At 68.5% G+C, this 13,513-nt stretch carries 11 protein-coding genes; 7 read left to right on the top strand and 4 right to left on the bottom strand.

The window, feature by feature from the left end:
* Window positions 1-5 precede the first annotated feature (5 nt).
* A complete protein-coding gene (locus ACYR7D_RS18460; RefSeq protein ID WP_051157970.1) occupies window positions 6-1,028 on the bottom strand; it encodes an Acg family FMN-binding oxidoreductase in 1,023 nt (340 codons plus the stop codon).
* Between the two features lie 282 nt (window positions 1,029-1,310).
* Here ACYR7D_RS18460 and ACYR7D_RS18455 point away from each other — a divergent pair, with 282 nt between their 5' ends.
* The 5 genes from ACYR7D_RS18455 (at window position 1,311) to ACYR7D_RS18435 (ending at window position 9,451) form a co-directional block, all read left to right on the top strand.
* Entirely contained in the window at window positions 1,311-3,959 is a 2,649-nt protein-coding gene (locus tag ACYR7D_RS18455; protein ID WP_459545796.1) for a cation-translocating P-type ATPase, read from the top strand.
* 224 nt (window positions 3,960-4,183) lie between these two features.
* Window positions 4,184-4,396, top strand: coding sequence for a DUF2267 domain-containing protein (locus ACYR7D_RS18450; protein WP_033242925.1), 213 nt, complete (start codon window positions 4,184-4,186; stop codon window positions 4,394-4,396).
* Window positions 4,396-6,681 (top strand): phosphoenolpyruvate synthase, encoded by a 2,286-nt coding sequence (ppsA, locus tag ACYR7D_RS18445; protein WP_459550211.1) that lies wholly within the window; start codon window positions 4,396-4,398, stop codon window positions 6,679-6,681. Before ACYR7D_RS18450 ends, ppsA begins: the two co-directional genes overlap by 1 nt.
* Before the next feature lie 51 nt (window positions 6,682-6,732).
* The gene (locus ACYR7D_RS18440; protein ID WP_063820642.1) at window positions 6,733-8,265 is read left to right on the top strand and encodes a bifunctional aminoglycoside phosphotransferase/ATP-binding protein; all 1,533 of its coding nucleotides are present in this window, start codon (window positions 6,733-6,735) and stop codon (window positions 8,263-8,265) included.
* A gap of 508 nt (window positions 8,266-8,773) precedes the next feature.
* A complete protein-coding gene (locus ACYR7D_RS18435; protein ID WP_459545795.1) occupies window positions 8,774-9,451 on the top strand; it encodes a pentapeptide repeat-containing protein in 678 nt (225 codons plus the stop codon).
* Between the two features lie 11 nt (window positions 9,452-9,462).
* On the opposite strand, the gene ACYR7D_RS18430 is transcribed toward ACYR7D_RS18435, so the two are convergent.
* On the bottom strand, window positions 9,463-9,915 hold the full coding sequence (locus tag ACYR7D_RS18430; protein ID WP_033242928.1) for a CBS domain-containing protein: 453 nt from the start codon (window positions 9,913-9,915) through the stop codon (window positions 9,463-9,465).
* A 108-nt stretch (window positions 9,916-10,023) separates the two neighbouring features.
* Complete coding sequence (locus ACYR7D_RS18425) at window positions 10,024-11,025, bottom strand: zinc-binding alcohol dehydrogenase family protein (RefSeq protein WP_459550210.1); 1,002 nt, start codon at window positions 11,023-11,025, stop codon at window positions 10,024-10,026.
* Between the two features lie 306 nt (window positions 11,026-11,331).
* Here ACYR7D_RS18425 and ACYR7D_RS18420 point away from each other — a divergent pair, with 306 nt between their 5' ends.
* Both ACYR7D_RS18420 and ACYR7D_RS18415 read left to right on the top strand, forming a co-directional pair.
* Window positions 11,332-12,207 (top strand): universal stress protein, encoded by an 876-nt coding sequence (locus ACYR7D_RS18420; RefSeq protein ID WP_033242929.1) that lies wholly within the window; start codon window positions 11,332-11,334, stop codon window positions 12,205-12,207.
* 112 nt (window positions 12,208-12,319) lie between these two features.
* On the top strand, window positions 12,320-12,997 hold the full coding sequence (locus ACYR7D_RS18415) for an SRPBCC family protein (RefSeq protein ID WP_174375619.1): 678 nt from the start codon (window positions 12,320-12,322) through the stop codon (window positions 12,995-12,997).
* Here ACYR7D_RS18415 and ACYR7D_RS18410 read toward each other — a convergent pair.
* Window positions 12,984-13,454 carry a pyridoxamine 5'-phosphate oxidase family protein gene (locus tag ACYR7D_RS18410; protein WP_459545794.1) on the bottom strand — a complete coding sequence of 157 codons (471 nt, stop codon included), beginning with the start codon at window positions 13,452-13,454 and terminating at the stop codon, window positions 12,984-12,986. The two genes, ACYR7D_RS18415 and ACYR7D_RS18410, sit on opposite strands and share 14 nt — an antisense overlap.
* Window positions 13,455-13,513 lie beyond the last annotated feature (59 nt).

The raw sequence follows: 13,513 nt of genomic DNA, 5'->3' as shown, positions 1-13,513 counted from the left end.
GAGACTCAGGTCGCCGCGGTCGAGGACCGGTCCTGCCCCGGGGCGGGGCTTTCGGTGCCGGTGTCGAGTACCGACTCCAGCGGCAGGCGCGGGGTAGGTGGCGGCGGGGGCGCGGTGGCCTGCCCGATTCGTACCAGGACTTGGGGATAGTCCAGACCCAGCAGGTCGCTCACCATTGCCCGCACCGACGGGGTTTCGGTGACGTGGGTCAGCGTGCAGCTCGCCATCGCCTCGACCGTGCATTCGAGCAGCAGCTGCGACAAGGCCCGCCCACAGGCAAGGACCGATTCCACGGTGTCGTTGTCGCTGGAGAGCACCACGATCGTGGCGCGGTCCTCGGTCGTGGGTTCAGGGCCCGCACCGGCAGCGCCGAGCGGGAACATCCGGCCGGCCGCCACCTTGTCCGCGGCCTGGGCCGTTGCCCGGGCAGACACAGGGATACCGGCATAGGGTCGCCAGGTGTCGCCGGCCCATCCATGTAGTTCTTCTTGATATCGCGGATCGGATCGGCGTAACGCGGCCGCTGTATCCGAGATCCGGTCCAGGTCGCGGTACTGGGATCGGTCCAGCACCTGCAGGTGGGTGCCGAAGTTGCGGCACAGTGTCCGCAGCACCACCTCCAGGCCTATCCACGCGTAGGGCGGGGCGAACGGCAGCCGATCGGTGTAGCGGGTGTCGATCGCGGCGCCGAGCAGCTCGTCGGCCTCCAAGGGCGCATGGCGGCCACGAAACGACAGCGACGCCACATGCGTCCGGTCCAGCGGGTCGGGAAACACCGACGCCTGCATTTCCCACCCCAATGCCGCACCTGCTACCTGGGCATGGTCGAGCGCGGCGCCGCAGGCGATGATCCCTTGCCGGTTGAACGCATCGGTGTAGGGCAGCAACCGACGATCATCGACATACAGCCGCAAAAATTCCCCGTTCCAGGTCCACCGCCACGGTTGGCTGTTGTGCAGCGACGGCGCGCGACACGCCCGGGCTACAACCTTGCGCACTGTCTGCACATCGGGGTTCGCGGCGACCATATCCCTCTCCTCGGGTGACCGAGCCGATCGTTTCTCTCTCAGAGTGGCCGTCGGCGGGCAGACTCGGGCAGAGCCCACCGGCCTATATCGCCGGCCGGCAGAAGCCGGTCGTGTCCTCACAACTCGTGACCTTCGGCCGTGTCGTTCGTCCCACCGAGTCCTCGCGAAACAGACCCCGGGTCCGAGAGCGCGAGGATCGAAGCCCGGGCGGGTAGTTGGTCCCGGCGCGCAGGGTCCGACGACTCTGCCCAGGCAAGGGTGCACGCGGGCAGTCTCACGCCCATGGACGCCTTGCCCCGTGGGGGCGCAGGTGCCGGTGAGCCGACCGGACAGATCCCGGCCGGTTTGACTACAGCCGAGGCGGCCGCACGGCTGCACACCGGTGGGCCCAACGAACTGCCGGCCCCGCAACGGCGGAGCCCGGTGCGGGAGCTGGCTGCGCAGCTGACCCACTTCTTCGCTCTCATGTTGTGGGCGGCCGCAGCGCTGGCGCTGGTGGCCGGGATGCCGGTGCTGGCCGTGGCCATCGCGGTGGTGGTGTGTCTCAACGCGGGCTTCGCCTTCGCCCAGGAATACCGTGCCGACCGGGCGACCGAACGACTGCGCGATCTGTTGCCGGTGCGGGCCCGAGTGCGCCGAAACGGTGCCGTCGTCGCCGTCGAATCTCGGGACCTGGTCGTGGGCGATCTGCTGGTGCTCGAGGCCGGGGCGCGGGTGTGCGCTGATGCGCTGGTCTGCGGGGCGCAGAACCTTCATATCGACGAATCGATGCTGTCCGGTGAGAGCACGCCGGTATCGGTGGGCCGCGGGCGAACCATCATGGCCGGCACCTATGTGGTGGCCGGTCACGGCACCGCGGAGGTCAGCGCGACCGGCGCGCGGACCCGGCTGGCGGGGCTGGCCGCCGCCACCGAGAGCGCGAAACGCCCGCCCAGCCCGTTGGCCCGGCAGTTACATCGGGTCGTGCGGGTGGTGGCCATGATCGCGGTCACGGTCGGCGTGATCTCTTTCCTGGTGTTCACGCTGCTGGGCGGAGACGCCACGCAGAGTCTGCTGTTTTCCATCGGGGTGACCGTCGCGCTCGTCCCGGAAGGACTGCTGCCGACGGTAACGCTGTCCCTGGCGCGCGCTGCCCAACGGATGGCGTCGTCCAATGCGCTGGTCAAACGCTTGGAAGCCGTGGAGACGCTGGGTGCGACAACCTTCATCTGTACCGATAAGACCGGGACGCTGACACAGAACCAGATGCAGGTCGTCGAGGTGTGGACCCCAGCGGGGACCACCACCGTCGAGGGCAGCGGCTACGACCCGCAGGGGCGTGTCGAGGGCACCGGCGCGGCGATGGCCGCGACCCACGCTGCCGCCGATTCGGCCGCACGCTGCTCGCCGGACGCGAGGGCTCAGCACACCCACGGCCGGTGGCTGCCTCTCGGTGACCCGCTCGAGGTCGCCGTCCATGTGCTGGCGGCCCGCGCCGGGATCACCGCACCACCACCGCCGGCGCAGCACCGCGAACCGTTCGACAACCACACGCGTCGCGCCACAGCCACCGATATCGACGGCACCCACATCACCGGCGCCCCGGAAGCCGTACTCGACCTGTGCGCCCGCCGACCCGGAACCGACCTCGCGGCCGCCACGGCCGCGCTCTCGCGGATGGCCGAACGAGGACTGCGCGTGATCGCGGTCGCCCGCACCGACCCCGAGGCGGCGGAACCGGCGCTGCTAGGCCTGCTCGCACTGGAGGATCCACCCCGGCCGGGGGTCGCCGAGGCGCTGACCTCCTGCCGGCGCGCCGGGATCTCGGTCGCCATGATCACCGGTGACCACCCCGCCACAGCCGCCGCCCTCGCCCAGGAGATCGGACTGCTCGGGGCCGACCGCTTCGTCGTGGTCGGCGCGGACCTGCCCCGCGACGACAAGGAACTGGGCGTGCTGCTCGACCGCGACGGTGTCGTCGTCGCGCGGGTGGCACCGGAGGAAAAACTGCGGATCGCGGCCGTTTTGCAACGCCGTGGCCACATCGTGGCGATGACCGGCGACGGCGTCAACGACGGCCCCGCCCTGCGCACCGCCGATATCGGGGTCGCGATGGGCGCCTCCGGCACCGATGTCGCCCGCGAAGCCGCCGACCTGGTGCTGCTCGACGACCATTTCGGCACCATCGTCGCCGCCATCGAACTCGGGCGCGCGACCTTCGCCAACATCCGCAGATTCTTGACCTATCACCTCACCGACAACGTCGCCGAACTCGCACCATTCGCGGTGTGGGCCGCCTCCGGCGGCTCGTTCCCGTTGGGATTCACCGTCTTGCAGGTGCTGGCCCTCGATATCGGCACCGACATGCTCCCGGCCCTCGGGCTGGGCGCCGAGCCCCCGAACCCGCGCACCATGTCCGGGCGGTCCCGGGTCGGGAAACTGATCGACCGGTCCTTGCTGCGGCGCGCGTTCGGGGTGCTGGGCCCCACGGAAGCCGGAATCGGGATGATCGCCTTCCTCACCGTGTTGTCTGCGGGCGGCTGGCGGTGGGGCCTCGAGGCCGACACCACGCTCGTGGCCGTGGCCTCGGGCACCCTGTTCACCGCCGTGGTCCTCGGGCAGCTCACCAACGCCTTCGCCTGCCGCAGCGAAACCCGGTGGGTGGGGTCGACCGGCTGGCGGGGCAACCCCTTGCTGCTGTGGTCCGTGGCCATCGAAGTGGTGTTGCTCGCCGTGTTCCTCTGGGTACCTCCCCTGCCCCAGCTGCTCGGCGGCACCGCCCCTACCTGGCAGGGCTGGCTGCTGGCCGCCGCCGCCATCCCCGCCGTGCTGGCCGCAGACACCGCCGACAAAGCCGTGCGCGCACACCGCCGCACAACCCCAACACAGGCTCCGGCATCGGCCGGCCACCGCGATGCCCGCCGGCCACAGGTCGTGCGCGCCGACGACTGAGCGCAACCAGCTTCACCCTTCCCGGCGCCGCCGATCCTGCCTACAGACAGCCGGTGCGGCGACCCCCAGAGCACAACCGGAAAGGTCCAAGGTCCCAGCGGCTCAGGCACGACGACACTGCCCCCGCGGCCGGTATATCGGCCACGCTGAACCCGTACCCAGGCAGACTCCGCGGCGCCCGCCGACCCCGGCGACGGTTGCCGCCGAGCCCGAGAGGACCGGCCATGCCGCTACCCCATGATCCGCTGGCCCCAGCGATCAACACGGCACACCAATGGCTGCGCGCGGTCACCGAAGCACTGAGCCGACTGTTCTCCACCGGGCAACTGGACCGGCTCCTTGCCGAACTACCTGCCCCCTTACGGCGGCTGCTCACCGCAGAGCTGCTCAGCAGCACATTCGCCGCCGCCGCCACCGACAACCAAGGGAGTCGATGATGGGCGCCTACGTCGCCGCGTTCGATCAACTGCGCCTGGCCGACGCCGACGAAGCCGGCGGCAAGGGCGCCAACCTCGGTGAACTCGTCGCCGCCGGCCTCCCGGTCCCGCCGGGATTCGTGGTGCTGCGCTCCTGCTACGAGCAGATCGTTGCCCAAGGAGCCCACGGCGCCAAACTTGCAGCGCTGCACGCCGAAGCGCTCTCCGCCGCCGCGGCGGCCGATCCTGTCCGGGTCGATGTGCTGTGCCAGCGCATGCGCGACATCGTGCACGCCTGCACTCTCGACGCCGAAGCGCGCTCGGCGATCACGGCCGCCTACCGTTTACTCGGCGACCGCGCCGACGTGGCGGTGCGTTCCTCAGCGGTCGGCGAGGACAGTGCGACCTCCTCGTTCGCAGGCATGAACCTCACCCGCACCAATGTGCGTGGCGAAAACGAGCTCATCGAGGCAATCTTCGACTGCTGGGCCTCGCTGTTCAGCCCACGGGTGCTGACCTATCGAGCCCGCCGCGATATGCAGGCCACACCGGCCATGGCTGTGGTCGTGCAAAAGATGGTGCAGGCACGCCGCGCCGGTGTCGCCTTCACCGCCGACCCCGCCACCGGACGCCGGGACCGCATCGTCATCGACGCAGCCCGCGGCCAAGGAGAGGTCGTGGTCTCCGGCGCCACCCAACCCGACACCTACCTCCTCGATACCGACGGCCCCCGCCTACTCGAACACCGGCCCGGACACCAGGATTTCGCCATCGTCGCCGGACCCGGCGGAGACCGCCGCATCGAACTCAGCGAGGAAGACAAAGCAGCGCCGGCGCTGACCGAACCCGAAGCCATCGAGGTGGCCAAGCTGGCCCTGGCCGTACACCACCATCACGGCGACCACCCACAAGACGTCGAATGGGTCTACAACGAGGACGCATTGTGGCTGGTCCAAGCACGGCCCGTCACCACACTGCCCGAACCCCACCCCGCCCCGGCCGCTCCCCCGCCGGCGACAGTGCTCGTCCGCGGTTTGGCCGCCGCACCCGGCACCGCCGACGGGACCGTGCGCGTACTGTCCGCGCCGGAACAAGGGACGGCGCTCGCGCACGGCGAGATCCTGGTCGCGCCCATGACCAACCCGGACTGGCTGCCCACCATCAGCCGCGCCGCCGCCGTGGTGACCGACAGCGGCGGAATGACCTGCCACGCCGCGATCGTCGCCCGAGAGCTCGGTGTTCCCTGCATCGTCGGCGCCCGCACGGCGACCACCACGCTCACCGACGGAGACACCGTCACCGTCGACGGCTCAACAGGTGAAGTCCGCGCCGGCGCGCAGCCCCACCCGGCGGTTGCCAGCGAACCCCGCACCGGTGGTGCCGCCGCAGCCGCGCCCGCTACGGCCACCAAACTGTATGTCAACCTCGCACTACCCGAAGCCGCGCAACGCGCCGCCGCCGCCGACACCGACGGAGTCGGGCTGCTGCGCGCCGAGATGCTGTTGACCCGCGCACTCGACAACCGGCACCCCCGTGAAGTGATCGCCCGCGGTGAACAACGCGTGTTCCTCGACCGCATGGTCGACGCACTCACCCACATCACCGCCGCGTTCGCTCCGCGGCCGGTGATCTACCGCGCCACCGATTTCCGCAGCAACGAATTCCGCGACCTCGAAGGCGGGGCCAGCTACGAGCCGCTGGAACACAACCCGATGATCGGCTATCGCGGCTGCTACCGATACACCCAGGAACCGGAAGTGTTCCAGCTCGAGATGACCGCCTTGGCCGAGGTCCGGCAACGAACCCCGAACCTGCACCTGATGCTCCCGTTCGTGCGCACCCGCTGGGAACTGGAAGCATGCCTGGACCTCATCGATTCCGGCCCGCTGCGCCATCAGCGCGGAATGCACCGCTGGGTCATGGCCGAAGTGCCGTCGATCACCTACTGGCTGCCCGAATACGCCGGCCTGGGCATCGACGGGGTCTCGATCGGCAGCAACGACCTCACCCAACTCACCCTGGGAGTCGACCGCGACTCCACCGAGTGCGCGCCGTTGTTCGACGAATCCGACCCCGCAGTGCTCGACGCGATCTCCACCATCGTCTCCACCGCACGCAAATCGGGGATCACCTCCTCGTTGTGCGGGCAGGCACCGTCGAGAAACCCCGACTTCGCCGAACACCTGATCCGGATGGGCATCACCTCGATCTCGGTCACCACCGACGCCATCTCCGCGGCACGACGCGCCATCGATACCGCCGAACGACGGCTACTGCTCGAGCACGCCCGCGCGACCGCCGGATGAGCGGCAGTCCTCTGCCCGGCCCGGAGATACACCCAACAGACAGGACCCAGGATGGACCCAGCGGTCGAACTGCGGGAAACACACACCGGGATCGTGCTCCTCTGCGGGGACCGGGTGTACAAGGCCAAAAAACCGATCACCACCGACTTCCTCGACTTCGCCACCCCGCAACAGCGGGAACGGGCCTGCACCCGCGAGATCGAACTGAACCGGCGCCTCGCTCCCGACATCTACCTCGGACTCGGCCATTTCACCCACCCCGACGCAGCGGCGGACGAGCCGGTGATCGTCATGCGCCGCCTCCCCGAACACACCCGGTTATCGCATCGGCTCAGCGAACCGGCCGGCGAGCCCGTCGACCTCACACCCCTGATCGAGGTGCTCGTGGACTTCCACACCACCGCCCGGCGAGGACCCGAGATCGACCGCGCCGGCACCGCCGACGCGGTCCAGGGCCGGTGGACCGACCTGCTGACAAGCATGCGCCACCAGCCACCCGAAATCATCGACCCCGCACTGCTCGACACCATCGACACACTGGCCCGGCACTACCTGACCGGCCGCCGGCAGCTGTTCGACGACCGCATCGCCGGGCAACGAATCATCGACGGACACGGCGACCTGCTCGCCGAAGACATCTTCGAACTCCCCGACGGATTCCGCATTCTCGACTGCCTGGACTTCGACGACGATCTGCGGTTCGTGGACTGCCTCGACGACATCGCCTTCCTCGCCATGGACCTGCAGTTCCTCGGCCACCCCGACCACGCGATCGACCTGATACGCACCTATCAGCGCCGCACCGCAGACACCGCCCCGGCCTCGCTGGCCGATCACTACATCGCCTACCGTGCGCTGGTGCGCGCGAAAGTCGACGCCATCCGCGCCGGCCAAGGCGACGCAGAAGGCAGTGACCGCGCACACCGGCACCTGCAGATCGCCGTCGAGCACCTGCGGGCATCGGCAGTGCGACTGGTCCTCGTCGGCGGACTACCCGGAACCGGCAAAACCAGCGTCGCCGCCGGACTGGCACAACGAACCGGCGCCGAGGTGCTCTCCAGCGACACGGTACGTGCCGAATTGCGCGCCGGCGGCGACATCGTCGGGGAAAGCGGCACCTACGGCCACGGGGCCTACTCTCCCGGCAACAAGCAGCGTGTCTACACCGAACTGTTGAACCGCGCCCGGACACTGCTGGATTCGGGTCGATCGGTGATCCTCGATGCGAGCTGGGGCGACGCCACCGAACGAAGCCGCGCTCATGCCCTCGCACACCGGACCGGTGCCCGTTTCGCGACGCTGCGCTGCGTGTGCCCGGCACCCGTGGCCGCCGACCGCATCCGCCGCCGCCGACACGACATCTCCGAGGCCACACCACGCATTGCCGCCGCCCTGGCCGGCGCGGCGGACCCGTGGCCGGAAGCAGTCGACATCGACACAGGCACACCGCTGGATACCGCGGTGTCGACCGCTCACCTGGTATGGGACGCTCTCACCGACGAGCCCACCGCCGGCACAGAATCACAGCGTTGCAGCTCGTCCGCTACCACTGTCACCGAGTGGTCGTCGATCGCCCAACTCTGACGGCCCTCGATGATCGTTGACGTCGGTCGAACCGCGAGATCCTCATCTCGGCACGATCCGACGCCGTGGATCGCGGCTCCGGCACCGGTACCGGCTCGAGTTCTTCGAGGCACTGTGGGATATCTCGGCAAGCAAGTGGGCTCGGCGCTGAGGTCGTCCGCCAGGGCAGTCGAGTTCGGGCCGCTCACACTGTTACAGCCGACTCACTGTAGGCTCGCAGAAGATACGTGATCGGTTGTGACCGTGTGGGTTTGGCCCGATAATGCGTGTTGTGACGGCGGGTGGCAGGCAGCAATCGGCAGATGGCCCGGGAGAGGCACCACCTTCGAGTTCGGACGGCAGAGGACACGGGGCGGCGGTCTCGACTCCTGACGGACAGACGCCCACTGCAGAGGCTGCAGCACCGCCCGACGTCGAGCCCTCGGACATGGCATCGACTCCGTCGCCGCAACCGACAGCGGTCGGGTCGCAGGATTCGGGGAAGACGTGGTCGAAGGTCGCCACGATAGTGACCGCCTTCGGCACGTTGATAGCCTCATTCGCCGCTGTGGGAGCGCTCTATTACTCCAACAGCACTCTCAACGCCACCAACGACCAACTCGAGTTGGCGCGGCGGACCGCGCAATCCGAACAGATCAAATCAGCGACAGAACAACTCGATTCCGACAAGGAAAGTGTCCGCCTCGGCGGCATCTACCTCATCGAACGCCTCGCTCAGGATTCCGCCGACGACCGCGCCGCTCTCCGCAGACTGCTCGAAGCGTTCGTGCGCACGGAAACCCCGCACGGCTCCTGCGCGCTCAAAGTACCGGCCCCAGTCGATATTCAGGCTGCACTGGAGGTCATCACGAAGTACACCGCGCTACCCGACACCTCAAACATCGATCTCGGAGCGACCTGTCTCAACGACCTGTTCCTGCCCAGCCCGGACTTCAGCGGCGCGATACTGGCTGGCTCGAACCTCAGCCGCGGCGGCCTGGGCGGTGCGGACTTCCGCGGCGCGATCCTGCTCAACGCAAACCTCACCGGCACATACCTGCGCGCGGCAGACTTGTCGGGCGCGCTCCTGTACGGGGCCGACCTCACCGACGCGTTCCTGGGCGATGCGAATCTCACCGGCGTCATCTACGACGACAAAACACGGTGGCCGCCGGGGTTTGTCCCGCCACCGTCGTCACAACCCTGAGAGCTGAGTTGCTACGGTGTGGATGGCTCGGTCTGTGCGGGTAGTTTCTGTTCACAGATCGCTTCGACGAATTCGCCGACAGCTTTTTCGGGCAGGCTCCGGGCGAGGTCGGCTTCGGTGATGATGCCCACCAACCGGCCGTGCTCGGTGACCGGTAGCCGGCGCACCTGGTACTGCTCCATCACTGCCACAGCGTCGCTGATATCGGCGTCGGATTCCACGGTGTGCAGCTCGTCGCCCTGGGCGTATTCACCGGCGGTGGCGGTGGCGGGATTGTGGCCCTGCGCGAGGCATTTCACGACGATGTCGCGGTCGGTGACGATACCGACCGCGTGGCCTTCGCCGTCGCAGATCGGCAGGGCACCGACGCCGCGTTGACGCATCTGCTGTGCCGCGGTGTCGAGTGTGTCGCGTACCCCGATATGGGCCACATCGTCGTGCATCACGGCCCCTGCTGTGGTCATTGCTGCCTCCTGACGTCGCGTTTTCGGTGGTGAGTTCCATCCTCGCCACCCCCGGGGCCCGCGCGGCAGGGACCTAGGTACTCAGTGGCAGGTCTTCGGTAATCCCGGTCAGGGAATCAGGACCGCCGCGCCGTCGTAGGCGCCGGCGGCGAGGTCGCTCAACGCCCAGTCGGCGTGGTCGAGTGGGTAATGGTGCGTGGTGACCTGCAGCCGCTGCCGGCCGGCCACTTCCAGAAACTCCCGCGCCGAGGCGCGGGTGTTGGAGGTGACACTGCGTATCTGGCGTTCCCGGAACAAGTGGCGTTGATAGTTCAATGGCGGTATATCGCTGAGATGGATGCCGGCGACGGCCAGCGTCCCGCCGGCGTCGAGCGCTTCCAGCGCCGGTAACACCAGTTCACCGGCCGGGGCGAACAGAATCGCCGAATCCAGTGGCTCCGGCGGCGGCTGAGCGGCATCGACGGCCGACGCGGCGCCGAGCGACAGCGCCAGGGCACGTGCAGCCGCGCCTCTGGTCATCACGTGCACGCGGGCGCCTCGGGCCACCGCGATCTGGACGGTGATATGGGCGCTGCCGCCGAACCCGTAGATTCCCAGCACCCCGCCGTCGGGCAGTTCCGCGCGCTGCAGCGCGTGGTAGCCGATCACCCCCGCACACAGCAGTGGTGCGAGATGTTCGTTGTCGTAGCCCGCGGGCAGCGGCAGCGCGAACTCCGCAGGAACGGTGGTGAACTCCGCGTAGCCGCCGTCGGCGTCCCAGCCGGTGTATCGCGAGCGCGGGCACAGGTTCTCCGCGCCACGCCGGCAGTAGCGGCACTCGCCGCAGGTGTAGCGCAGCCACGGCACCCCGATTTTCTGTCCGGACACGAAGGCGTGCGCGGGGCTGGTATCCGCGGAAACGACTTCTGCGACGACCTCGTGGCCGGGGACCACATGCCGGCGGTGGACGGGCAGATCCCCCTCCACCAGGTGCAGATCGGTCCGGCACACCCCGCAGGCCAGGACCCGGACCAGCAATTGCCCTTCGGCCGGTACCGGCATCGGTTCAACGCTCATGCGCAGCGGCTGCTGCCGGATATCGGCCGGCGAGTCCAGCCGCCATGCTCGCATCGACACGTTCGATCCTTTCGTCGCCTTCCCGTCTGTACTGCGGCTTTACCTACAACCGGACCGTTCAGCGGTCTCCGTCGGTCCCTTTGTTCTTCCACGATGGACTGTCGATCGGCCCCCGCGCCTGTTCTTCGGCGCCCGAGCAACTTTCGACCCACGGATTCGTGACAAACGGCAGCAGAAGAGCGCCACCACCACCCCTACGGTGAGGGTAATCGACCCGAACCCCGTGCCCGGGGCGACGCGGCCGAGCGTCAGGACCACCGTCGGCTCCCTTTTCAGCCGACACCGAGCGGAAGGCCTACCATGACCGCACATTCCCAGCCTGCCATCGTCGTCGGAATCGACGGATCATCGCCGTCGATGGCGGCACTGCTCTGGGCCGCCCAGGCCGCCGAGTCGCGCCGCGCGCCGCTGCGACTGGTCTATGCAGTCGGCGCCCCGATCGACTACGGCCCGGGGATCAGCGTCATCGTTGATAATCAGGCCATGCGTGTCGACGGCGAAGCCTTGCTGCGCACCGCCGAGAAGAATGCCCGGGAGACGGTGACCCGTCCCGACGAGCTCGAGGTCGAGACCGTGGTCGCCGATCCGCCGCCGGTCCCGGTGCTGATCGACCGTTCCAAAGGTGCGTTGATGATGGTGGTGGGTACTCACGGCTACGGCGCGGTGGGCCGTACCTTGCTCGGTTCGGTGAGCAGCGCTCTGGTTCGTCATGCCCATTGCCCGGTCGCGGTGATTCCCGAAGCCGACGGCGCCGACGTGGCCGAACGAGCCGGGCGGCCTGTTGTCGTGGGCGTGGACGGGTCCGAGGAGGGAGCCCTGGCCATCGATATCGCTTTCGACGAGGCCTCGCGTCGCGGTGTCGGTGTGGTTGCCGTGACGGTGTGGTCGGAGTTCTTCCGCTACATCTCTCGCGACGAGATGGCTGAGCAGGCCCGTGCGATCCAGTCCGAGAGCCTCGCCGGCTGTACCGAGCGATACCCCGACGTCGACGTGGTCCGCGTGGTGGTCGAAGACCGACCGGCCCGGCGTCTGCTGCAGGAGGCCGACAAGGCGCAGCTGGTGGTGGTCGGCCGGCGCGGTCGGGGAGGATTCGCTGGAATGACGCTGGGGTCGGTCAGCCGGGCCGTGGTACACCGCAGCGAAGTACCGGTGATCGTCGCACGTTCCCGCGACTGACACCCCGGCGGTCACGGCGCAGGCGAGCAGCTGCTGGACGCCGCGCACCGGGACAGGAGTTCGGACGCGGCGTCGCCTTGTTCGCCATGCCCCTGAAAGAGAGGCGCTGGACGTGGGAGTACTGCGGGAGAAGGCCGGCACGGCCTGTGCGATTGCGCTCGGGGGCTTGGCCGTCGGATACCGCGTGTGGCTGCGGCCACGCTTGCTGACCTGGGGCGCGACCCCCGAGGAGATCTCCCGGAACATGCCCGGTGATGAGCTGCAACCTGAACCCGACCTCACTGCCACCCGGGCGGTGACCATCCATGCCCCGCCCGACGCGGTCTGGCCGTGGCTGGTGCAGATCGGGCCCGGCCGCGGCGGCGCCTACACCTACGACTGGATCGAGAACCTGGCGGGCCTGGATATGCACAGCGCCGACGAGATACGGCCCGAGTGGCAGAACCTGGCCGTCGGCGACACCCTCTCGCTGGGCTCCTCCGGGCCGAGCATGGGTGTGCAAATCCTGTCCCGGCCACACGCGCTGGTCTTCGCCGACGATGACCGCACCTGGGTATGGGCGTTATGCCTCTACCCCACCGGCGATGGCTCCCGCCTGGTGAGCCGCAACCGCATCGTTGTCTCGCGGCGGGCTGCACTGCAGCGCCTGTGGTTCGCCTGCGTGGTCGAACCCGGTAGCTGGGTCATGGAGCGCAAGATGCTGCTCGGCATCAAAGAACGAGTCCACCATGCACAGCCGGATCGGCTGCCCGATTCACGCGAGGCAGCGCGCGCAGCTACCCGGCGCTGACCTGCGGCCGCTCTACCAGCCTGATTCCGGCCACCAGCGTGGGTTCGATAACGATGACTGGACTGTTTCCGCTGTCGAAGAACGTATCGAGACTGTGTTCATAGTCGGCCAGCGCATCCGGTGCGGTCACCGCACGCGCGGGGCCGGTGACCGCCACCGACCATCCCAGCCACTGCTGCGGATCGATCGCGTCAGCTTGGTAGGCAACGATCACCGAACCGGTGGGCCGCAGGACGGAAAGACCCGGCAGCAAGCTGGTGCGCACGAGCACCGAACCACCTGGGACAACGAGATGGTTCACTGGACGCACCGCCGGTAAAGCACTGCTGGTGAACACGATCCGGCCGAACGGTGCACTGGCCAGAAGTGCCATCGCCTCCTCGCGCGACAACTCGACCGTGAGCCGCCCGGCATCCGGGCGATCGCGACGCGGCACGCGCTTGTCCACCTCTTCCACGCTGCCTCCTACCCGAGTGCCTACCACCACAGCGGAAATCGAAACACGGTCAGCTACCA

The organism is Nocardia sp. X0981 (assembly GCF_977089955.1).
This window is presented reverse-complemented; position numbering and strand designations above follow the sequence as displayed.